We start from the raw sequence: 22633 nt of genomic DNA, 5'->3' as shown, positions 1-22633 counted from the left end.
GCCGGACCGTGCCGTTCCGAGCCAACTCTCCAACCCGGAAGGGACGATGAGTCTTCGATGATGGATCCCCGTGCCCGCCTCGTGCCGCTGTCTCCCGCGAGCCTGGCCGCCGTGCGCAGGCGAACCGGTGACTACTCCGACACCACCATCACCGAGGCATGCGCCATCGGCCTGTCGTACTGGGCCACCGGCCGCGGACCCGAAGGCATGGACCTCGGCCCCGCCACGCTCTTCCCCGACGTCCTCGGCCGGGTGCACAACGGCGGCGCGGGGAGCGCCGGCTGGACAGTGGGCGAGGACGGCCGGAGCATCACCGTCCCCGAGGGCGTCGAGCCGGCCGACGTACGCGGCGCGCTGGACGATCTCGTCGACTTCCCCGACCGCCCCCTCGGCACCATCACCGCCGCCGGCGCCTCGGCCAGAGCCGAACTGCTGGCCCGGTGGAACGACACCGACGCCGAACGGGACCGCCCCACCCTCGTGGCGATGTTCCGCGAGCAGGTGCGCACCCGGCCGGACGCCGTCGCCGTGGTCGACGAGCACCGCTCCCTGACCTACCGTCAAGCGGACGAACTCAGCTGCCAGTTGGCGCACCATCTGATCGGTCGTGGGCTCGGTCCCGAAGAGGTCGTCGGCATCTCGCTCGGCCGGTCCGCCGACATGGTGATCGGGCTGCTCGCGGTGCTCCGGGCCGGAGGCGCCTTCGTACCGCTCGACCCGCAGTGGCCGGCCGCCCGCCGGAGCGTCGTCATCGAGGATGCCCGGGCCGTCCTCCAGCTCAACGACTCGGGGGTACGGCCCGAGGGTGAACCGGAAGCCGTCGCCGTCGACCTCGGCGACTGGGGCTACGACTCCGAGCCCGCCGACGGGGCCTTCGCCGCCGTGCCCGGGGCGGCCCTCGCCTACGTGATCTTCACCTCCGGCTCGACCGGACGCCCCAAGGGCGCGATGATCCGGCACGAGGCGATCAGCGAACGCCTCCTCTGGCAGAGCCGCGAGATCCTCGGCTTCGGCCACGACGACGCCTCCCTCTTCAAGGCACCGCTCTCCTTCGACATCTCGATCAACGAGATCTTCCTGCCCCTGGTGACCGGCGGCCGGCTCGTCGTCCTGCGGCCCGGCGGCGAACGCGACCCGCACCACCTGCTGAGCGTGATCGCCGAGCAGCGCGTCACCTTCACCTACCTGGTCTCCTCCATGCTGGACGTCCTGCTGGAGATGGCCGGCGACTCCGGCCGGCTGGACAGCCTGCGGCACGTCTGGTGCGGCGGCGAAGTGCTCACCCCGGAGCTGTACGAACGCTTCCGCACCAAGCTCGACATCCCGCTCTACCACGGCTACGGCCCCGCCGAGACGACCATCGGCGTCTCCCACGTCATCTACCGCGGCGCCGCCGAACGCCTCTCCACCTCGATCGGCAAGGCCAACCCCAACACCCGGCTCTACGTCCTCGACGACGAACTGCGCCCGGTCCCCGTCGGCGTCGGCGGCGAACTCTACGTCGGCGGCTACCTCCTGGGACGCGGCTACGTCAACGCCCCCGGCCTCACCGCGTCCCGGTTCGTCGCCAACCCCTTCGCCGACGACGGGTCCCGGCTCTACCGCACCGGCGACCTCGCCCGCTACGCCCCCGACGGCTCGCTGGACTTCCTCGGCCGCGCCGACAACCAGATCAAGATCCGCGGCATGCGACTGGAGATCGAGGACGTGGAGGCCGGCCTCGCGGAACACCCCTCAGTACGCCACACCTGCGTCGTCGCGAAGAAGAACGCGGCGGGCGGCACCTACCTGGTGGGATACGTCATCCCCGCCTCCGGGTCCGAGGACCTGCGCGGCGACGAGGTCAGGGCCTGGGCCGAGGAGCACATGGTGGAGTACATGGTGCCCACCCACATGGTCGTGATGAAGGAGTTCCCGCTCACCGCGAACGGCAAGCTCGACCGGAAGGCCCTGCCCGAACCCGTCGTCGCGACCGGCTCGTTCGTCCCGCCCACCACCGACGACGAGCGCGCGGTCTGCGCGGCCGTCGCCACGCTGCTCCGGCTGGACGAGGTCGGCGTCGACCAGGACTTCTTCCGCCTCGGCGGCGACAGCATCCTCGCCATCTCCCTGCTGAGCGCACTGCGCGAGGTGGGCCTCCACGTCACGGCGCGGCAGATCTTCACCCACAGCGTCATCGGCGCACTGGCCGCCGTCGCGAGCCGCGAGGAGGCGTCCGCGCCCCTCCACCGCGACGTGGCCACCGGCGAGATCACCGGATCGCCCATCCTGCGATGGCTCGGCGAGACCACCGACGCGGTCGACGGCTTCGTGCAGTCGGTGGTGGTGAACGTCCCCGCCGAGCTGACCGCCGACGCCCTCGACGCGATCCTCACCGCCCTGGTCCGGCGGCACGACATGCTCCGCGCCCGGCTGGTACGCGGCGACCACTGGAGCTTCGACGTGCCCGAGGCGGACGGAGCCGTCACGGGGTGGCAGGAGAGCGACCTGCCGCACGAGGAGTGCCTCGCCCTCGCGACCGGCGCACTCGACCCCGACGGAGGCGTGATGCTCCGCGCCGTCTGGCGTCGCGCCGCGCACCAACTCGTCCTCGTCGCCCACCACGTGGTGATCGACGGCGTGTCCTGGCGGGTCCTGATGGACGACCTGGCCACGGCGTGGCGCCAGTGGTCGACCGGCGCGCCGGTCGAGCTGCCCCCGGTGCGGACGTCCTTCCGGCACTGGACGGAGCTCCTCGCGCGGACGGACTTCGACGCGGACCGCGCGTACTTCCGGCGCCCCCTGCCGGGAGCGGACGGACCGGTCGGCCGCCGTGCACCGTGCGAGACCGACACCGTCGACCGGGAACGCACCCGGACCGTGGCGCTCGGCACCGGCCCCACCGCCGCGCTGCTGGGCGAGGTCCCCGCGAAGTTCCACGCGGGCGTCAACGACGTCCTGCTCACCGCACTCGCCGTCACCCTCGCCCGGTGGCGCCGCGACCTCGGACAGGACCAGACGTTCGCCCACGTCGAACTGGAGGGCCACGGCCGCGAAGGACGGTTCGTGACCGGCTCCGAGCCCGAAATCTCGCGCACCGTAGGCTGGTTCACCACCCTCTACCCGGTGACCGTGGACCCCGGCCCGGCCGGGGACCTCACCGCGCCCGACTACCTCGCCACCGCGCTCAAGGCGGTCAAGGAGAACCTCTCCGAGGTCCCGGCCAACGGCCTCTCCTACGGCGTGTTGCGTCACCTGGCCGACACGGTGTTCGACACGCCCGCACCCCAGGTGCTCTTCAACTACCTGGGCCGCTTCGACGCGGAGACCTCCGGCGACTGGCGGCTCGCCGGCAGCACCGGGCAGCTCGGCGAGCGGCGCGACCCCAGGATGCGGCTGCCGCGCGCCCTGGAGTTCAACGCGATCGCGGAGGCCTCGTCCACCGGCGGCTACGAACTCGTCACCACCCTCTCCTGGCCCGACGGGATGTTCACCGACGAGGACATCGACACCCTCGGCACCTACCTGAGCGAAGCACTCACCGGCCTGGCAGCCCTCCAGCAGGGCGGCCACACCCCCAGCGACTTCCCCCTCGTGCCGCTCGCCCAGGCGGACGTCGACGCCCTCGACACGCCCGAACTCCGCGACATCCTGCCGCTGACCCCGCTCCAGGAGGGCCTCTACTTCCACTCCGTCTTCGACGACGACTCGGCGGGCGCCTACGTCGAGCAGCAACTGCTCACCCTCGACGGCGAGGTGGACACCGACCGCCTGGAGGCGGCGGCGACGAGGCTCCTCTCGCTCTACCCCAACCTCGCCGCACGGTTCGTCGCGCTCGCGGACGGCCGTGTGGTGTCCGTCCTGGAGAGCGGGGTACGCGCGCCCTTCACGGTGCTGGAGCGGCCCGGGATCACCGACGGCGAGATCCGCGACCTCGCCGAGCGGGACCGGCGCGCCGGATTCGACCTGGCGACCGGCCCGTTGATGCGCTACACCCTGATCCGCGACGGCTCCGGCCGGACCGTGCTGGTGCAGACCGTGCACCACATCGTCGCCGACGGCTGGTCGGTACCTCCGATGCTCCGCGCGCTGCTGGCCGAGTACCACACGCCCGGCACGGTCTACCGGACCGGCGGGTTCGCCGACTACGTGCGCCACCTCGCCGGACTCGACGAGGCGGAGAGCGACCGGGTGTGGCGGGAGGAGCTCGCCGGACTCCCCGGCCCCTCCCTGGTCGCCCCGGACCACACCCCGTCCGACCGGTTCGCCGACGCCGTCGAAGAAGGCGCGGACCTCGACACGGACATCGACGCCGCCGTACGGGCGGCCGGCGTGCCCCTGAGCGTGGCCGTGCACAGCGCCTGGGCGCTGACCCTCGGCGGCATCCTGCACGGGACGGACGTGGTGTTCGGCTCCACCGTGTCCGGACGCGACGCGGACGTCCCCGGCATCGAGGACATGGTCGGCCTGTTCATCAACACCGTCCCGGTACGCGCCCGTTGGTCGGACACCGCCACGGCCGGCGAACTCCTCGCCTCGGTCCGGGAGCACCAGAGCGCGGTCCGGCCGCACAGCCACGTCTCGCTCGCCAGGACCGGGCGGCTGGCCGGCCACGGCACCCTCTTCGACACCCTGGTGGTGTTCGACGTCGCGACCGACGTGGAGGCGCTGCGGCGGCCCGGCGACGACCTCGCCATCACCGCCATCGAGAACGAGGGCGCCCCGCACTACCCCCTGACCCTCGTCGTCGAACGCGCCCCCGGCGGGCGGGTCCGCTTCAACCTCGTCCACGACCGCGCACTGCTCCGCGAGACCGGTGCCCGGGAGATCCTGCGCACCTTCACCCGCACCCTCACCGCCCTGCTCACCCGGCCGGACGCCCCCGTCCGCGCACTGGCGCACCCGGAGCACCGGCCCGCCGGACCGGCGGCCCCGACGACGCTCGGCGGGCTCTTCGACGCCGCCGCACGCCGCGACCCGGCCGCCACCGCGGTCACCGCCTGCGCCCTCGACGGCACCACCCGCTCCCTGACCTACGGCGAACTCGCCTCGGCGCGGGACGCGTTGGTCCCCGTACTGCGCGCGGCCGGGGTCCGGCCCGGCAGCCGGGTCGCCGTCGCGGTCCCGCGCTCCGTGGAACAGGTGGTGGCCCTGGTGGCCGTCGTCACCGCCGGGGGAGCGTACGTACCGCTGGACCTGGCGTACCCGGACGAGCGCCTGGAACACGTCCTCACCGACGCCGCCCCGCAGGTCGTCCTCGTCGCACCCGGCGGACGCGACCGCTTCACCCGGCTGCTCGGCCGGACCGAAGGCGACCCCGCCCGTCTGCTGGTGCTGGGCGAGGAGCCGCCACACGCGGAGCCGCCCGCACCGGACACCGTACGGACCGGCACTGCGCGGACCGACACCGTGCGGACCGAGACCGCAGGCCCGCACGACCCCGCTTACGTGATCTACACCTCCGGGTCGACCGGCCGGCCCAAGGGCGTCGTCGTCCCGCACTCCAGCGTGGTGACGCTCCTCGCCAACACCCGGCCCGCCATGGGCTTCCGCCCCGACGACGTGTGGGTCCAGTTCCACTCGTACTCCTTCGACTTCGCCGTCTGGGAGCTGTGGGGCGCGCTGGCGCACGGCGCGGAACTGCTGGTGCCGGAGTACGCCCTGACCCGCTCCCCGGTGGACTTCCACCGGCTGGTCCGCGAACGCGGGGTCACCGTCCTCAACCAGACCCCGTCCGCCTTCTACCAGTTCATCGAGGCCGACCGGCACGCCGACGCCCCGGCCACCGCGCTGCGCCGGATCATCTTCGGCGGCGAGGCACTGGACCTCGGACGGCTGCGCGGCTGGGTCGAGCGGCACGGCACCGCCACGCCCGAACTCGTCAACATGTACGGCATCACCGAGACCACCGTCCACGTCACCCACCGGGTGCTCACCGACGAGGACTTCGGCGGCGGCGACATCAGTCCCATCGGCGGCCCCGTCCCCGGCCTGACCACCCACCTCCTCGACGACCGGCTCCGGCCGGTTCCGCCGGGCCGGGTGGGCGCCATCTACGTCGCCGGCGACCAGGTGTCGCTCGGCTACCTCGGCAGGCCCGAACTCACCGCCGGCCGGTTCGTGGCCGACCCGTTCGCGGGCGACGGCTCCCGCATGTACCACACCGGCGACCTCGCCCGCCGCACCCTCGGCGGAGAGCTGGAGTTCGTGGGCCGCGCCGACGACCAGGTGCAGCTGAAGGGCTTCCGCATCGAACTCGGCGAAGTCGAAGCCGCGATCAGGGAGTTCGACGGCATCACCGACGCGGCCGTCACCCCCGCCGACACCGGCGACCACCTGGTCGCCCACGTGGTCGGCCGGGCCCCCGGCGACCTCACCCGCCTGCTCGCCGCCAGGCTGCCCGCCCACATGGTGCCGGGCCGGGTCCTCACCCTCGACGCCCTGCCGCTCACCGTCAACGGCAAGCTGGACCGCAAGGCCCTGACCGAACGCGCCGCACGGCAGGACACCCCCGCGGCCGCCGGCGCCCCGGCGCGCGACGCCCTCGCCGACCTCGACGCCCTGGACGCACTCGTCACCCTCTTCGCCGAGACCCTGCCGGAACCGGACGTCGACGCGGACACCGACTTCTTCATGGCCGGCGGCGACAGCATCGTCGCCATCACCCTGATCAACCGGGCCAGGGCGCTCGGCCTGCCCATCGCCCCCCGCGACGTGTTCCTCCACCGGACCCCCCGCGCCCTCGCCGCCCACCTCCGGACCAGAGTGCCGCAGCTCCCCGCCGCACCCGAACCCGCCCGTCCGCAGGACGGCCCGGTCCACCCGACGCCGATCGTGCTGCGCCAACGTGAACTGGGCGGCTCCCTCGACCGGTTCGCCCAGGCCCGGACGCTCACCGTGCCCGACGGCACCACGCCCGCCGACGTCCGGCGCGCCGCGGACGCCCTGCTGGCCACGCACCCGGCCCTCCGGCTGCGGCTGCGCGCCGACCACGGGGTGTGGTCCCTCGCCACCGAACCCGCCCGCGCCGCCACCGTCCTGCTCCCGGACACCACCGACCCGACAGCCGCGGCGGACGAGGCCGCCGCCCGGCTCGACCCCGAGTCCGGCGAGGTCGTCGCCTTCTCCTGGCTGGCCGCGACCCGCACCCTGGTCGTCACCGCCCACCACCTCTGCGTCGACGCCGTCTCCTGGCTGATCCTGCTGGACGACCTGGCCACCGCCCTGCGCGGCGGGACCCCCGCCCCGGCGACCACCCCCTTCGCCGCGTACGCCGAAGCGCTGACCGCTCGCTCCGCCGAGACCGTCGACGGCCTCGGCCACTGGCTCACCACCCTCGACGCCCCCGCCCCGCTGCCCCCGGCCACGGCGCTGCGCACGGTCACGACCGTGCTCCCGCCGGAGACCGGCGACCGGGTCACCCGCACCGCACCCGCCGCCCTCGGCATCGGGCTCACCGAACTGCTCGTCGGCGCGCTGCGCACCTCGCTGACCCGGATCCAGAGCGAGCCCACCGACCTCGCGATCGACCTCGAACACCACGGCCGCGTTCCCGCCCGGGACCACCACGACTACTCCCGTACGGTCGGCTGGTTCACCGCCGTCGCACCCGTGCGCCTCACCGCGCACACCGATCCCGTCGCCGCAGCCCGCGAAGCCGCGACGCGCCGGCCCGGCGAGGACGGGCACCTCGGCTACGGCCTGCTCCGCCACCTCAACCCGCAGACCGGGCCCCTCCTGACCGCCCGCCCGCACCCCCAGGTGCTCTTCAACTACCTGGGCCGGGGCAGCGAGTCCGAGGCGCTCCGCCTCACCGCGGGGGACCAGGGCAGCCCGTACGCCGTCGAGGTCAACGCCTGGACCGACAGCGCCACCGGCGGCCTGCACGCGGAGTTCACCCTCGCCGACTCCGTCCCCGACACGATCACCGAGCACTGGCGGCGCGCCCTGGAGGAGATCGCCGACGCCTCCGCGACCGCCGAGCGCACCGCACCGGTCACCCCGCTCCAGCGCGGCCTGTACTTCCAGGCCCAGCTGGCGGGCGCCGCCGGACACTACGTCGCGCAGAGCTGGTTCACCTTCGACCGGCGCCTGGACACCGGCGCGCTCGCCGAGGCGATGACGTACGTGATCGCCCGCCACCCGGTCGTCGGCGCCGGCTTCACCACCGACGACGACGGCAACCCCGTCCAGGTCCTCGCCGCCGGCCGGCGCGTCCCCGTCCGCACGGTCTCCCTCCGTACGGAGGCCGAGACCGACGCCCTGCGCGCCCAGGACCGCGACACCGGATTCGACCCGGGCGAACCGCCGCTGATCCGGCTGACCGTGGTGCGGCTGCCCGACGACCGCGACGGCCTGCTGTTCAGCTACCACCTGCTGCTCTGGGACGGCTGGTCCCGCGAGATCGTGCTCCGCGACCTCTTCGACGCCTACCGGGCGATCCTCGCGGGCGAACCGCTCGACCCGGCACCGGCCACCCCCTCCTTCGAGGACCACGCCCGCGCGCTCGCCGCGAAGGACCCCGCCGTCTCCACCCGCTTCTGGGCCGGTCACCTGGCCGGACTCACCGGCCCCACCCTGCTCGCCGGACCGGACCCCGCCTTCCCGGACGAGCTGCCGCGCGCCCTCACCCAGACCCTCACCACCGAGGCGTCGGACCTCCTGCGCGAGGCCGCCAGGACCCACGGCGTCACCGTGAACTCCGTGCTGACCGGCGCTTTCGGCCTCCTGCTCGGCGCGCACACCGGCCGCGCCGACGCGGTGTTCGGCGTCACCGTCTCCGGCCGCGAGGGCGAGGACACGTCCGACATCGTCGGCGTGCTCCTCAACACCGTGCCCCAGTGGACCCGGCCCCGCCCGGACGACACCGTCGGCGCCTACCTCACCGCCGTTCAGCGAGCCCGCGTCGAGGCGATGGAACACGAACACCTCGGGCTCGGCGAGATCCAGCGGGCCGCCGGACACGACAGCCTCTTCGACAACCTCTTCGTGCTCCAGAACTTCCTGGACATGGACGCGTTCGCCGCGATGAACACCCGGCACGGCATCACCTCGGTGAAGGCCGACGACTCGACCCACTACCCCTTCACCTGGGTCGTCACCCCCGGCGACCGCCTCACCGTCAAGCTGGAGTACCGCGACGACGACACCGAGGGCGCCCGCCGCCTGCTGACCGGCTACCTCGGCGTGCTCGACGCCCTCGCCCGCACCACCGGCCCCCTCGGCGCACTCCCGGGTCTCGGCGACGCGCCCGCGCCCGCCGGCACCACGGAGATCGGCACGGACACCGTCGTCGACCGGTTCGACCTGGCCGCCGACCGCGACCCCGGGCGGACCGCGCTCGTCGCCCACGGCGCCACGATGACCTTCGCCGAGCTCAGGGACCGCAGCCGCGCCCTCGCGGGCGTCCTCGCCGCACGCTCCGTCGGCCCGGAGACCACCGTCGGCCTTGCCCTCCCGCGCTCCCTCGACTCGATCGTGGCGCTCTTCGCCGTGCTGCGCACCGGCGCCGCGTACGTGCCGCTGGAGCTCGACCACCCCGACGAGCGGATCGCCGCGATCGTCGCCGACGCCCGGCCCGCGGTCACCCTCACCGTCAGCGCCGTCGCACCCCGGCTGACCGGTGAACTGATCGCACTCGACCGGCCTCTCCCCGACGCCGAACCCCTCGTCACCTTCGCGCCCGAGGACCCGGACCGCCTGCGGCACCCCGCGTACACCATCTATACCTCCGGATCGACCGGGAAGCCCAAGGGCGTGGTGACCGAGTACGCCGGCCTCACCAACATGCTGATCAACCACCAGCGCCGGATCTTCGAACCGGTCCTCGCCGAACACGGCCACCGGACCTTCCGCATCGCGCACACCGTGTCGTTCGCCTTCGACATGTCGTGGGAGGAACTCCTCTGGCTCGCGGACGGCCACGAGGTGCACATCTGCGACGAGGAACTGCGCCGCGACGCCCCCCGGCTCGTCGCCCACTGCCTCGCACACGGCATCGACGTCGTCAACGTGACCCCGACCTACGCCCAGCAACTGGTCGCCGAGGGCCTGCTCGACGACCCCGCACACCGCCCCGCCCTGGTCCTGCTCGGCGGCGAGGCCGTCACCCCCGCCCTCTGGCAGCGACTCGCCGCCACCGAGGGAACCGTCGGCTACAACCTCTACGGACCCACCGAATACACCATCAACACCCTCGGCGTCGGCACCTTCGAGTGCCAGGACCCGGTGGTGGGCGTGCCGATCGACAACACCGAGGTGTACGTACTCGACCCGTGGCTGCGCCCCCTGCCGGACGGCGTCCCCGGCGAGCTGTACGTCGCGGGCGTCGGCATCGCCCGCGGCTACCTCGGCCAGACCGCCCAGACCGCGCACCGCTTCGTCGCCTGCCCGTTCGGCGAACCCGGTACCCGGATGTACCGCACCGGGGACCTGGTGCTCCGGCGGCCCGACGGAAACCTGAACTACCTCGGCCGCACCGACCAGCAGGTCAAGATCCGGGGCCACCGGGTCGAACTCGGTGAGGTGGAGGCCGCGTTCGCCGCGCACCCCGCGGTGCGGTTCGTCGCCGCCGTAGCCCAGCCCGACCCCCAGGTCGACGGAGCCCACCGGCTCGCCGCGTACCTGGTGCTCGACGGCGGCCACGGATCCGGCGGCGCGGACCTCGCCTCGGTCGCCGCCGACGTGGGCGCCGGGCTTCCCGATTTCCTGCGCCCGACGCACTACGCCCGGGTCGACGCCATCCCGCTGACCGTCAACGGCAAGGCCGACACCAGGGCCCTGCCCGAGGCGAAGCCGCTCGGCGTCCTCACCACGGCCGGCGAACGCGCCCCCGAGGGCGAAACGGAGACCCTGGTCAGCGAGTTCTTCGCCGAGGCACTCGACCTGGACGACGACGAGGTCAGTGCCGTGAGCGACTTCGTGTCCCTCGGGGGACACTCCATGCTGGCGGTGCGGCTGATCGGGCTGCTCCGCCGGGAGTACGGACCCGTGATCACCATCCGTGATCTGCTCACCCTGCGAACCCCGGAAGCGATTGCGCGCCACCTTGAAGACAACAGCTGACACCCAGCGGCCCCGCCAGGGCGCCGACATCCTGCGGACCGCCCTGCGCCGCAACCTCGGCGCCATGGCCTGGGGCACCGTCCTCATGGGCCTCTACCAGGCCGGTGAGACGGCGTTCCCCATCGCGCTCGGCCTGATCGTCGAGCACACCATGCAGGAACGCGGCCTCGGCAGACTCCTGCTGTCGATCGGCGCGCTGGCCGTGATCATCACGACCGTGTCGCTGTCCTGGCGGTTCGGGATGCGCATCCTGCAGAAGGCCAACACGACCGAGGCACACCACTGGCGGGTCCGCGTCGCGGCCTGCGGACTCCAGCCCGTATCCCGGGACATGGACCTGAAGTCCGGCGAGGTGCTGACCATCGCCACCGAGGACGCCGACCAGACCGCAGACATCATCGAGGTGGTGCCGCTGCTGGTCAGCTCGGTCGTCGCGATCCTCGTCGCCGGGACCGCGCTCGGCCTTGCCGACCTGCGTCTCGGCCTGCTGGTGTTCGTGGGAGCCGCCGCGATCCTCTCGGTCCTCGGCGTGATGTCGAAACGGATCGGCGCGAGCACCAAGGAGCAGCAGGCCCGGGTGGCGCGGGCGGGTGCGAAGGTCGCCGACCTGATCACCGGCCTGCGCCCGCTGCACGGCTTCGGCGGCAACCACGCCGCGTTCCGCTCCTACCGCAAGCTCAGCACCGAGGCGAAGCAGCAGGCGATCACCGTCGCCCGGGTCAACGGAGCTTACGCGGGCGCCTCGATGGCCCTCAACGCGGCTCTCGCGGCCGTCGTGACCCTGGCGGCGGGCTGGCTCGCCTTCGACCGGCAGATCACCGTCGGGGAACTCGTCATGGCGGTGGGACTGGCGCAGTTCATCATGGAACCGATGAAGCTGTTCTCGGAGATGCCGAAGTACGTGATGATGGCGCGCGCCTCGGCGGAGCGGATGGCGCTGGTCCTGGACGCCCCGCCGGTCGCGGCCCCGGGCACGGGAAGCCCCGAGCCCGGTGGCGACCTGGAGATCGACCGCGTCCGTCACGGTTCACTGCGCGAGCTCAAGTTGCAGGTCGCCGCGGGGGAGTTCGTCGCGATCGCCGCCTACCAGCCGCGCGCCGCCGCCGAGTTCGCGGCGATCCTGGCGCTGAACGTACCGCCCCACGCGTACGAGGGGGTGGTGCGGATCGGCGGTCAGGAGATCGGCGGCCTGCCGGCCGAGGCGGTACGCGGGCACATGCTGGTGAACCCGTACGACGGGGAGATCTTCGCGGGCACGCTCCGTACCAACATCGATCCCTCCGGCACCAGCCGTATGATCCCCGAGGCCGTCGAGGCGTCCCTGCTGACCGACGTCGTCGCCCTGCACCGCGAAGGGCTCGACCACGTCGTCCGCGACCGGGGCGCCAATCTCTCCGGAGGGCAGCGCCAGCGGCTCTCCCTGGCCCGGGCCCTGGCCGCCGACAGCGACATCCTGGTCCTGCACGACCCGACCACGGCGGTCGACGCGGTCACCGAGCAGCTCGTCGCCCGCAACGTCGCCGAGCTGCGCCGGGGACGCACCACGGTCGTGCTCACCAGCAGCCCGGCCCTGCTGGACGCCGCCGACCGGGTGCTCGTCCTGGACGACGGCGTCATCACCGCCGAGGCCACCCACCGCCACCTCCTCGCCACCGACGAGGCGTACTGCCGGGCCGTGGCCCGGTGACCCCGCCGGGGCGGAAGGATCAGCCGGGGCTCAGCCCAGCGCCCAGGCGACATCCCTGAGCAGGGCGTGCCGCCAGCCCACCCGGTCGTGGCCCGAGGGCGACCGCGAGACCCGTACGGTCGCCCCGGCCGCCTCGGCCAGCGACTCGACCACCTCGCAGTGGGGGAGCATCAGCGTCTCGTGCTCCCCCACGTCGAACGCGACGCGCAGCCCGGACAGACCGGGGTGCTCCCGCAGCCGGTCGGCCAGGGCGCCTCCCAGCGGACCGCCCAGCGGGTCCGCCGCACCCACGGCATCCTGGGACCACCAGAACGACCCCGACTGCACCGCGACGCGTGACACCAGGTCCGGGAAGTCCAGCGCCGCGTGCAGCGCGCTCAGCCCGCCGAGGCTCTGCCCGACCGCCACCAGCCGGCCCGGGTCCGCCGGCACACCGGACTCCGCCACCAGCGGCAGCAACTCGTCCCGGACCGCCTCCCACAGCTCGGGCCGGCACCCGAACTCCGCCTCCCGGTCCTTCACCGGCAGGAAGACCAGTGTGACCGGGGGCATCCCGCCCGCGGCCACCGCCGAGTCGAACGCGGTGGTGGCCGGATGCAGATGGAGCCAGTCGTCCCCGTCGAGCAGCAGCACCAACGGCCCGCCACCGCCCGCCGGATGCACCCGCACGGTGCGCCGTCCGCCGAGCCGCCCGCTCGCCCAGCGCAGCCGCGTACGCGGAAGGGGCAGCACGTCGTCCGCACCGACCAGGGGCCAGTGCGGCTGCGGCGGGGCGTCCGGGGCCGCGGCCAGCGAGCGGTCACCCCCGGCGCCCGCCGGGTTGAGCGGATCTGCGTACGCCCCCTCCTCCGTGATGAGTTGGTAGGTCACCCGCAGCCGCGCGGGCATCGCCATCTCGGCGTACCAGCAGTCCGTGTCGCCGAAACGGCGCAGGGGCACCGGCTCCGACCAGCTCTCGAAGACGACACGTGCGGGGGACCCGCGCCACAGGAAGAGGGCCACCCAGCCGCCGTCGGGGGAGGGCGCCACCACGGGACTGCGCGCCGACGCCCAGAACGCCTCGGTCCCCGGGCTGCCGGACAGCCCGAAGTCCGCGAAGGACGGGGGACGGTGACGGCCGGCCGCGAGGCCGGGGAGGGCGCCCGTCATGGCCGGCCGGTGGCGCGGTGGGCGCCCGTGGTCCGGCGGCACGTGCCCAGCGGCGGGCGGGCTCCGTCCCCGGTACGGAAGCGTTCGGTCACGGGAAGCATCAACGTCTCCTTGTGAGAGGGAAGTCGAAAGGCTAGGCTCACGGTGATTAGGTTAGCCTAACCTGATGATTCCGCTCAGGGTGGGCGTCGGTCCGGCCGCGAACCACCCGCTCGACACGGCCGCCCGGCCGGTCCGCCGAGGAGGCGCTGACACATGAGCACCAACCCGTTCGACGACCCCGAAGGCCGCTTCCTGGTCCTGGTGAACGACGAGGGCCAGCACTCGCTCTGGCCGTCCTTCGCCGAGGTTCCCGGGGGGTGGGCCATCGCCTTCGAGGAGAACACCCGGGAGGCGTGCCTGGAGTTCGTCGAGGCCAACTGGACCGACCTGCGCCCCCGTTCGCTCGCTGCGACCATGGACGCCTGACGGGCGGGCGCGGGTTGGCGCCCGGACCCCATGGGTGGCCGCCGGGGGAAGACATCGCGTGGGTGCTTGGTTGTCGCCGAGCATGACGTTGTTCAAGGGTTTCCACCCCGCCACCCCCGAGCTCCTCGACGGCAGGAACTTCGCCACCCTCGCCACCCTCGCCACGATCAACCCGGACGGCGGGCCGCAGGCCTCCGTGGTCTGGTTCGAGCGCGAGGGTGACACGCTGCTCATCTCCGTGACCTCCGCACGCAAGAAGGCCCGGAACATCGAGCGCGACCCGCGGGTCAGCCTCACGGTCTTCGACCGGGGCAACCCGTAACGGTCGGCGGAGATCCGGGGCACCGCCGAACTGCTGCCCGATCCGGACAAGGTGCTCCCGAAGCGCCTTTCGCAGCGCTATCCGGCGGAGGACCCGCCTCCCGAGGGCCCCGAGGAGAGGCGGCTGATCGTCCGGGTCACCCCGGAGCGGGTGGACGACTTCGCGGCCAAGGTTTCCGGACCGGACGCGTAGCCGCCTCTCGATCAGCCGCCCCTCGACCCGGTGCCGAGCCGGGCCGATCGCCCCCTTGCGGGGCCGGCCGGCGTGCTCACCCGCCACCACGGGCTCCCGCGGCCGCCGCTGTTCTGCGGCTGCCGCCGGGGCCCGTCGTCGTATCCGCCGGCCGGGAGCCTGCTGGGTCAGGGCTGCGGCGGGGTCCAGGCGGCGACGAGTTCGAGGAGCCCGGGGAAGCGGGCGTTGAGGTCCTCGGTCCGTACGTGGCTGCACCGTTCGAGGCCGTACTGATCACCGCCGTGCACACCGCCTCGGCGCCCACCCTGGTGGCCTCCGCCCTGCTCGCCGGAGCAGGGCAGGGCCTGGGGCAGCTCGGCGGCCTTTCGCCACTCAACTCCAGCGTCCCGCCCGGGCGCCTCGCGGAGGCCAACGCCGCACTGAACGTGGGTGGTTACGTCCCCGCGGGCATCCTGCCCGTGACCGTCGGCTACCTCAGCGACGCCGTCGGCCTGACCACCGGGGCCACCGTGTTCGGCGCGGTCCTCCTGGGCCTCGCGGTCGCCAGCGGCCTGGTGGTCCTCACGGACCGACGGCGCGCGGCAGCGGCACGGCGCGCCCGATCCGGCCGCCGCCGACGGGCCGGCCCGCCGCGAGGAGGACGCGGCGGACCCGCCCCTCGTGGTTACACCGGGCGCCGGCAGCGTCCGCGCCCGGGCGGGTGACCGCCCGGGCGGGACGCCTCACTCCGCTTCCCAGTCCCAGGTGTCGAAGTACGCCGTCTCGCCCGACCGCCGGGCACCGTCGATCGCCACCAGCCTGCGGTAGTCGCCGTCGGGCATGTGGTCCCGCCATTCCTCCAGCGGCCGTACGCGCACCTCGTCGTGCTCCGCCGGATCCAGGACGATCGCCTCGATCTGGCGTCGGGTGAGCCGCCCGCCGTCGAAGACGCACCCGAAGGTGCTGTACGGCCACTGGGCGCCCGGCAGACCGTAGACGGCGGCCAGCAGACGGCGGGGAGGCCCCCCGACGACGATCCCGGTCTCCTCCCGGCACTCGCGCACGGCCGTACCCCAGGGGCGCTCGCCCGGGTCCATCGTGCCGCCGGGGACCTGCCACGGGTGCGAGGAGGAGTACACCGCGTGCAACTGCAGGGGGCGGCCGTCCTCGTCGGTGAAGTACAGCCCGGCGAATCCCGTGGCGTGCATGACCGTCTCCGCGAACTGCGCGGTCGACAGGCCTGCCGCGTCCCCGGGCCGCCGGGCGGGGGCCCGGGTCATCCGCAGGAGCGCGGAATCGCGGAAGAAGCCGAACCGCTCGTAGAACGGCACCGGTTCGCCGCCGGTGTGGAGCGCGTACTCGGTGACGCCCAGCCCCTCCAGATGCCGCAGCAGCGCGCCCAGCGCGGCACTGGCGTAGCCGCGATTGCGGTGGGCGGGGTCGGTGGCGACGGCGTCCACGTGTGCCGCGAGGCCCTCGGGGGAGTCGCGCGACGGGAACACCGGATGCACCAGGGCGAGCGCGCAACTCGCCAGCCCGCCGCCCGCCGGCGCGTCGACGACGTAGGCCACCGCGCTGCCGGCCGCCGTGAGACGTGCTGCCAGGAGAGTGCGGGTCGCGGTGAGCCTCTCCGGGGAAAGCGGCTCGGAGCAGGTGTGCGCCGACTTCAGACGCGCGATCTCCGCCGCGTCGGCGGGAACGGCGGGCCGGGGCTCGGGAACGGCGAAACGCCGGGCGGCACCGGCCGGTACGCACCGGCCGACGCCACGCCCCGGCCGAGGCGTGCGCGGCGACGCGCCCCCGCCGGGGGCCACGGCTCCCGGCTGCACCCGTTCAGGCCGCCCGGGGAAGTCCGACGGCCCGGGGGAGACCGACGGCCCGGGGAAGTCCGAGGGTGCGGGGAAGTCCGAGGGTGCGGGGAAGTCCGAGGGTGCGGGGAAGTCCGAGGGCGCGCGGGCCGGCAGGGCGGTGGGCTGCTCCCGCCGCTCACCGGTGGTCTCGCCCCTCATCCGAGGTCCCCGGGCCGCCGGGCCAGATGCACGGTGAAGACGCTCTCCTCGGTGAGCGGCCCGCGCCCGGCCCGCGCGGTCAGCAGACGCCGCACCTCGTCCTCGAACGCGGGGTGCCGGTCACCGAAGTGCGCCGGGCCGGCGAACGACGTCGTCGCGAGATACCCCAGCACCCGGTCCGGACTCCACACCCGGGAAACCGGGAACGCGCACGTGCGCACCCGGCTGAACGCCGACGCCGCCAGGTCCTCGGCGTACGATCGAGCGGGCTCCACGTACGCGTCGCCCGCACCCGCGCGGCGGACGGGCCCCAGGTACGACTGGATCAGCGCCCGCAACGCATGCGTCCAGTCGGCGTCGTGCGTCCACAGGCTTCCGTCGTCCATCACCGCGAAGGCGGCACCCGGCGCGGCGACCCGGTCCGCCATCGCGAGGACGGCCGGCCGGTCCATCCAGTGGAAGGCCCGGCAGCAGGTGATCAGATGCGGGCGGGGAGCCGAACCCTCGGGCTCGAAGTCCTCCGCCCGGCCGACGAACCGCGCGACGTGCGACGCGCCCAGTTCCGGCAGGAGTCCGTCGGACGCGGCACGCATCCGCTCCATCCCCGTGTCCACCAGGGACACATGGGCCAATGGAACCAACCCCAGCAAGGAAAGCGGCACTTGGCCGGTTCCCGTCCCGAGGTCCAGCAGCGCCGGACCGGGCACCCGGGCGAGCGTCCGGGCGAGAAGCCGGGCCGCCTCTGCCGGAACCCCCGGCCGGTGACGTGCGTATGCCTGGGCGGAGCCGAAGAGGTCCGGTGGCGGAGGGCTCGGGGCCAGATGGTCTTCCGTCGTCAACGGTGTCGCTCCTTCGGGCATGTCGGCGCCGGGAGGGCACGCGGGCGGGCGAGGCGCGCATCAGCGTGGAACTCCCCGCGCCGCGCGGGCCGGCCTGCTCGGCGGCCGATGGGTGGAGGTCACCCACTGCCCTGTGAACGCACATTCCCGCCTCGCGGTCACGGACGCACCCGCCCGGTCTCACCGGGCGGGCGGCCACGGCCCCGGCACGTGCCCGGACCGGACACGTCCACCGGACCGCGGCCCGTTCGCGAAGCCGCCACCACCACCCCCTGTGCCCCCGCCTCGGGCCGGAACGGGCTGCCGCGTCTCCAGCCTCAGGACGTGAGCTCACTCCGTACGGGCGACGGACCGGCGACCAGCCCCCACACGCGTCCCGCCGCGAGGCTGCCGTCGGTCGCGCGCCGCGTACCGCGGGCTGATCACCCGGGACGAAGGCAGAGGAACCTGATCCGCGACGGACGGGTACGCGCGAGACGCGGCGGGCCCTCACGGGACACGAGCCGTCGCAGCGATCCGCCGACCGCACCGGCACATGTTCCAACAGCCTTACGTGGAAAATGAGTTGATCGGCACAGTAAGCTTCGCCCGGTCGTCGCCACGGCCGTGGACCGGGCCGAACCGTCGGAACGTCCACAGGAAACCAGCAGCCCGTGGCCGCCCAGCACCGGCGATCTACCGCTCGAAGGGTACGGCCGTCAACCCGGACCCCGTGTGCCGATCCACGCCCCAACCAGGTCTGGTGTCACCCCGGTTGAACGGGGCAGCATCAGACCCCCGCCCCCTCGCCAACCGTGCACGACGGCCCACGTTTCCGAAGGAGCCCAATCCATGCGCATCGGAGTGACTCGCGAGCCGACCGGGGAGACCCGCGTCGCCGCGACACCCACGACCGTCAGACAGCTCATCGCCCTCGGCTACGAACTGGTCGTCGAGTCCGGAGCGGGCGAGCTCTCCGCCTTCACCGACCTCGCGTACACCGAGGCCGGAGCCATCGTGGGCACCGCGAACGAGGCGTGGAGCGCGGACATCGTCCTGCGCGTCAACAGCCCCTCGCCGGACGACATCGACAAGCCGAAGGACGGCGCCCACCTCGTCTGCATACTGGCCCCGGCACAGAACACCGCGCTCGTGGACGCCCTCGCCGAACGGGACATCACCGTCCTGGCCATGGACGCCGTGCCGCGCATCAGCCGCGCCCAGTCCCTGGACGTCCTGTCCAGCATGGCCAACATCGCCGGCTACCGCGCCGTGATCGAGGCCGCCCACGAGTTCGGCCGGTTCTTCACCGGCCAGGTGACCGCCGCCGGAAAGGTTCCGCCGGCCAAGGTGCTCGTGGCCGGCGCCGGAGTCGCGGGCCTTGCGGCGATCGGCGCCGCGTCCAGCCTCGGCGCCGTCGTACGGGCCACGGACCCTCGCCCCGAGGTCGCCGACCAGGTCCGGTCGCTGGGCGGCGAATACCTTCCGGTCGTCGTCGACGAAGAAGCCCAGCAGTCCGGCGACGGCTACGCCAAGGCCACCACCGACCTGTACAACACCGCCGCCGCCGAGCTCTACTCCGCCCAGGCCGCCGACGTCGACATCATCATCACCACCGCCCTCATCCCCGGCCGCCCGGCCCCCCGGCTGATCACCGAAGCCGACATCGCCACGATGAAGGCCGGTTCGGTGATCGTCGACATGGCCGTCGCGCAGGGCGGCAACGTCGCCGGCAGCGTAGAGGGCCAGAAGGTCGTCACCGCCAACGGCGTGACCATCCTCGGCTACGGCGATCTGGCGGGCCGCCTCCCCACCCAGGCCAGCCAGCTGTACGGCACCAACATCGTCAACCTGCTGAAGCTGCTCACACCCGGAAAGGACGGCCGCGCCGTCCTCGATCTCGACGACCCCGTCCAGCGCGGCATCACGGTCGTCCGCGCCACCGGGGACGGGCGGGGCGAGAAGCTCTGGCCGCCGCCCCCGGTCCAGGTCAGCGCGGCCCCTTCCACCGCGCCCGCCACAGCGGTCCCCACGCCGCGGAAGAAGACCCTGCCCGGCCCCGCGAAGCTCGCGCTCGTCCTCACCGGAATCGCCCTGCTCTGGCTGGTGATCGCGTTCGCCCCGGCGCCGATCCCGCAGAACTTCACCGTACTCACCCTTGCGGTCGTCATCGGCTACTACGTCATCGGCAAGGTCCACCACGCGCTCCACACGCCCCTGATGAGCGTCACCAACGCCATCTCCGGGGTCATCGTCGTCGGAGCGCTGGTCCAGGTCGGGCTCGGCGGGCACATGATCCAGGCGCTGGCCGGCCTCGCGACCCTGCTCGCCTCCGTCAACATCGTCGGCGGCTTCGCGGTGACGCGCCGCATGCTCGCCATGTTCAGCAAGGGGAACTGACGTGACCGCAGCCTCGATCTCCACCGCGGCGTACCTCGTCGCCGCCCTGCTCTTCATCCTCTCCCTGGCCGGCCTGAGCAAGCACGAGACGGCCCGGCAGGGCTGGACGTACGGCGTCGCCGGCATGGCCGTCGCCCTCGCCGCCACCATCGGCCTGACTCTCCACGACACCTCCGTACGGGGCGCCACCGCGCTCGTCCTCGCGGTCTCCCTCGCCGTCGGCGCCGCCATCGGGATCTGGCGCGCCCGCGTGGTGCGGATGACCGGCATGCCCGAACTGATCGCACTGCTGCACTCGTTCGTCGGTCTCGCCGCGGTGCTGGTCGGCTGGGCCTCCTACATCGAGGTCGAACGCCACGGCGAGGGCGGCTTCTCCGGATCGCTCCTGAGCATCCACCACGCCGAGGTCTCCCTCGGCATCTTCATCGGCGCCGTCACCTTCACCGGCTCGATCGTCGCCAACCTCAAACTGAGCGCGAGGATCAAGTCCGCCCCCCTCGTGCTGCCCGGTAAGAACCTCCTCAACCTCGGCGCGCTGCTCGCCTTCGTGGTCCTCACCGTTTTCTTCGTCGCCCGCCCGACGCTCTGGCCGGTCATCGCCGTGACCGCGATCGCGCTGCTCTTCGGGTGGCACCTGGTCGCCTCGATCGGCGGTGGAGACATGCCCGTCGTGGTCTCCATGCTCAACAGCTACTCCGGCTGGGCGGCCGCCGCGAGCGGGTTCCTGCTCAACAACGACCTGCTCATCGTCGTCGGCGCGCTGGTCGGCTCCTCGGGTGCCTATCTCTCCTACATCATGTGCAAGGCCATGAACCGCTCCTTCGTCTCCGTCATCGCGGGCGGCTTCGGGATCGAGGCGCCCGGGGGCGGCGGCGACGACGGGCAGGGGGAGCACCGCGAGACCAACGCCGACGAGACCGCCGAACTCCTGGCCGGCGCCTCCCGCGTGGTGATCACCCCCGGCTACGGCATGGCGGTGGCCCAGGCGCAGTACCCGGTCGCCGAACTGACCCGCCTCCTGCGATCCCGGGGCGTCGACGTGCGGTTCGGCATCCACCCGGTCGCAGGCCGGCTGCCGGGCCACATGAACGTACTGCTTGCCGAAGCCAAGGTTCCCTACGACATCGTGCTGGAGATGGACGAGATCAACGACGACCTCGCCGACACCGACGTCGTCCTGGTCATCGGCGCCAACGACACCGTCAACCCGGCCGCCATGGACGACCCCGGCAGCCCGATCGCCGGCATGCCGGTCCTGCGGGTCTGGGAGGCCGCGAACGTCGTCGTCTTCAAGCGGTCGATGGCCAGCGGATACGCCGGTGTGCAGAATCCGCTCTTCTTCCGCGAGAACACCGCCATGCTCTTCGGCGACGCGAAGACCAGGAGCGACGAGATCGTGGCCGCCCTGGCCTCCCTGGCCGGCACCCGCGTGGCACCCGTCCCCGCTTGAGAGATCCTGCCGCCCGCCCCGCCCCGGTGTCCGGGCGCGGGCGGGCGGCCCGCCCGCGCCCGAACCGTCCGGCAGCCACCCGTCGGCACCAGCGGAAAACCCACGGTGCGAAGATGCGACGACATGAGGAGTGGGCCGACCAAGGGGTTGCTGTGGGCTACGAACTTTCGAACCGGCTCGTCGTCGGAATCGCGTCCAGCGCTCTCTTCGACCTGACCGAGTCGGGCGCCATCTTCCGCGAGCAGGGCGAGAAGGGCTACCGCGACTACCAGGAAGAGCACCGGGACGACGAACTCCGCCCGGGAGTGGCGTTCCCGTTCATCCGGCGTCTGCTGTCACTGAACAACCTGAACGCGGCCGACGACCCTCTGGTGGAGGTCATCGTCCTGTCCCGCAACGACCCCGACACCGGCCTGCGGGTCATGCGCTCCATAGCGTCCCACGGGCTGCCGATAAGCCGGGCCATCTTCCGGCAGGGCCGATCACCGTACAACTTCATGCCCGCGCTCAACATGTCGCTGTTCCTGTCGGCGAACGAGCAGGACGTCCGCGAGGCCGTCTCCTCCGGTCTGGCGGCCGGACACGTCCTGGGTGCACCGCACGAGGACGACTTGGACGACGACGACCTGCGCATCTCCTTCGACTTCGACGGCGTACTCGCGGGCGACGAGTCGGAGCAGGTGTACCAGGCGGGCGGAATCGAAGAGTTCCGCGCCCACGAGACGAGGAACGCCGCGATCCCGCACGATGCCGGGCCGCTCAAGGAATTCCTCGCCGGCGTGAACCGCATCCAGCAGCGCGAGGAGGAGGAACGCGGGAGGAATCCCGACTACCGGATCCGTCTCCACGTCTCCATCGTCACCGCGCGGAACGCGCCTGCCCACGAGCGCGCGGTCACCAGCCTGAAGGAGTGGGGCCTGAGGGTCAACGACGCCTTCTTCCTCGGCGGCATCGACAAGGGCGAGATCATGAAGATCCTCAGGCCGCACATCTTCTTCGACGATCAGGAGACCCACCTGGTCAGCACCTCGCGGACGACGCCCAGCGTGCACGTCCCGTTCGGGAAGATCAACGAGGTCGCCGAGGCCGACCGCCGCCCCGCCTGACCGCAGGCCC

Annotated in this window: 12 protein-coding genes and 1 pseudogene; 9 read left to right on the top strand and 4 right to left on the bottom strand. The window is 72.9% G+C overall.

What is annotated here, in order from left to right:
* Positions 1-57: 57 nt before the first annotated feature.
* Positions 58-11043 carry a non-ribosomal peptide synthetase gene (locus OG599_RS00330; protein WP_327173846.1) on the top strand — a complete coding sequence of 3662 codons (10986 nt, stop codon included), beginning with the start codon at positions 58-60 and terminating at the stop codon, positions 11041-11043.
* Positions 11027-12730: an ABC transporter ATP-binding protein gene (locus OG599_RS00325; RefSeq protein ID WP_327173845.1), complete on the top strand. Its 1704-nt coding sequence runs from the start codon at positions 11027-11029 to the stop codon at positions 12728-12730. Before OG599_RS00330 ends, OG599_RS00325 begins: the two co-directional genes overlap by 17 nt.
* Positions 12731-12760: 30 nt before the next feature.
* Here OG599_RS00325 and OG599_RS00320 read toward each other — a convergent pair whose 3' ends face one another.
* Complete coding sequence (locus tag OG599_RS00320) at positions 12761-13879, bottom strand: alpha/beta hydrolase-fold protein (protein ID WP_327173844.1); 1119 nt, start codon at positions 13877-13879, stop codon at positions 12761-12763.
* A 255-nt stretch (positions 13880-14134) separates the two neighbouring features.
* Here OG599_RS00320 and OG599_RS00315 point away from each other — a divergent pair, with 255 nt between their 5' ends.
* The 3 genes from OG599_RS00315 to OG599_RS00305 all read left to right on the top strand — a co-directional run bounded on the left by OG599_RS00315 (position 14135) and on the right by OG599_RS00305 (position 14861).
* Positions 14135-14347 carry an MbtH family protein gene (locus OG599_RS00315; RefSeq protein ID WP_327173843.1) on the top strand — a complete coding sequence of 71 codons (213 nt, stop codon included), beginning with the start codon at positions 14135-14137 and terminating at the stop codon, positions 14345-14347.
* Positions 14348-14429: 82 nt separating this feature from the next.
* Positions 14430-14669 carry a pyridoxamine 5'-phosphate oxidase family protein gene (locus OG599_RS00310; RefSeq protein WP_327173842.1) on the top strand — a complete coding sequence of 80 codons (240 nt, stop codon included), beginning with the start codon at positions 14430-14432 and terminating at the stop codon, positions 14667-14669.
* A 51-nt stretch (positions 14670-14720) separates the two neighbouring features.
* Positions 14721-14861, top strand: a complete 141-nt coding sequence (locus OG599_RS00305; protein ID WP_327173841.1) for a hypothetical protein — start codon at positions 14721-14723, stop codon at positions 14859-14861.
* 167 nt (positions 14862-15028) lie between these two features.
* On the opposite strand, the pseudogene OG599_RS00300 reads toward OG599_RS00305, so the two are convergent.
* Positions 15029-15142 (bottom strand): annotated as a pseudogene (locus tag OG599_RS00300) (ArsR family transcriptional regulator); the annotation flags it as partial.
* Between OG599_RS00300 and OG599_RS35390 the strand changes: the two are divergent.
* A complete protein-coding gene (locus OG599_RS35390; RefSeq protein WP_442809731.1) occupies positions 15107-15565 on the top strand; it encodes a hypothetical protein in 459 nt (152 codons plus the stop codon). The pseudogene OG599_RS00300 and the gene OG599_RS35390 sit on opposite strands and share 36 nt — an antisense overlap.
* Positions 15566-15583: 18 nt before the next feature.
* Here OG599_RS35390 and OG599_RS00290 read toward each other — a convergent pair whose 3' ends face one another.
* Together OG599_RS00290 and OG599_RS00285 are read right to left on the bottom strand one after the other, a co-directional pair.
* Positions 15584-16849, bottom strand: a complete 1266-nt coding sequence (locus OG599_RS00290; protein WP_327173840.1) for a GNAT family N-acetyltransferase — start codon at positions 16847-16849, stop codon at positions 15584-15586.
* A complete protein-coding gene (locus OG599_RS00285; RefSeq protein WP_327173839.1) occupies positions 16846-17688 on the bottom strand; it encodes a class I SAM-dependent methyltransferase in 843 nt (280 codons plus the stop codon). The genes OG599_RS00290 and OG599_RS00285 overlap by 4 nt, the downstream gene beginning before the upstream one ends.
* 831 nt (positions 17689-18519) lie before the next feature.
* Here OG599_RS00285 and OG599_RS00280 point away from each other — a divergent pair.
* From OG599_RS00280 to OG599_RS00270, 3 genes are all read left to right on the top strand, one after another.
* Positions 18520-20067 (top strand): Re/Si-specific NAD(P)(+) transhydrogenase subunit alpha, encoded by a 1548-nt coding sequence (locus OG599_RS00280; RefSeq protein ID WP_327173838.1) that lies wholly within the window; start codon positions 18520-18522, stop codon positions 20065-20067.
* Between the two features lies 1 nt (position 20068).
* Positions 20069-21517 carry a Re/Si-specific NAD(P)(+) transhydrogenase subunit beta gene (pntB, locus tag OG599_RS00275; protein ID WP_327173837.1) on the top strand — a complete coding sequence of 483 codons (1449 nt, stop codon included), beginning with the start codon at positions 20069-20071 and terminating at the stop codon, positions 21515-21517.
* Between the two features lie 152 nt (positions 21518-21669).
* On the top strand, positions 21670-22623 hold the full coding sequence (locus tag OG599_RS00270) for a 5'-nucleotidase (RefSeq protein ID WP_327173836.1): 954 nt from the start codon (positions 21670-21672) through the stop codon (positions 22621-22623).
* Positions 22624-22633: the final 10 nt, after the last annotated feature.

This window comes from Streptomyces sp. NBC_01335 (assembly GCF_035953295.1).
GTDB lineage: Bacteria > Actinomycetota > Actinomycetes > Streptomycetales > Streptomycetaceae > Streptomyces.
Note: the sequence above shows the minus strand (reverse complement) of the source record. Positions and strands in the feature narration are given on the sequence as shown.

Coding starts and splice junctions, on each gene's coding strand:
- OG599_RS00330 (WP_327173846.1), top strand. CDS start 58: ATGATGGATCCCCGTGCCCGCCTCGTGCCGCTGTCTCCCGCGAGCCTG.
- OG599_RS00315 (WP_327173843.1), top strand. CDS start 14,135: ATGAGCACCAACCCGTTCGACGACCCCGAAGGCCGCTTCCTGGTCCTG.
- OG599_RS00320 (WP_327173844.1), bottom strand. CDS start 13,879: ATGACGGGCGCCCTCCCCGGCCTCGCGGCCGGCCGTCACCGTCCCCCG.
- OG599_RS00310 (WP_327173842.1), top strand. CDS start 14,430: ATGACGTTGTTCAAGGGTTTCCACCCCGCCACCCCCGAGCTCCTCGAC.
- OG599_RS00290 (WP_327173840.1), bottom strand. CDS start 16,849: ATGAGGGGCGAGACCACCGGTGAGCGGCGGGAGCAGCCCACCGCCCTG.
- OG599_RS00280 (WP_327173838.1), top strand. CDS start 18,520: ATGCGCATCGGAGTGACTCGCGAGCCGACCGGGGAGACCCGCGTCGCC.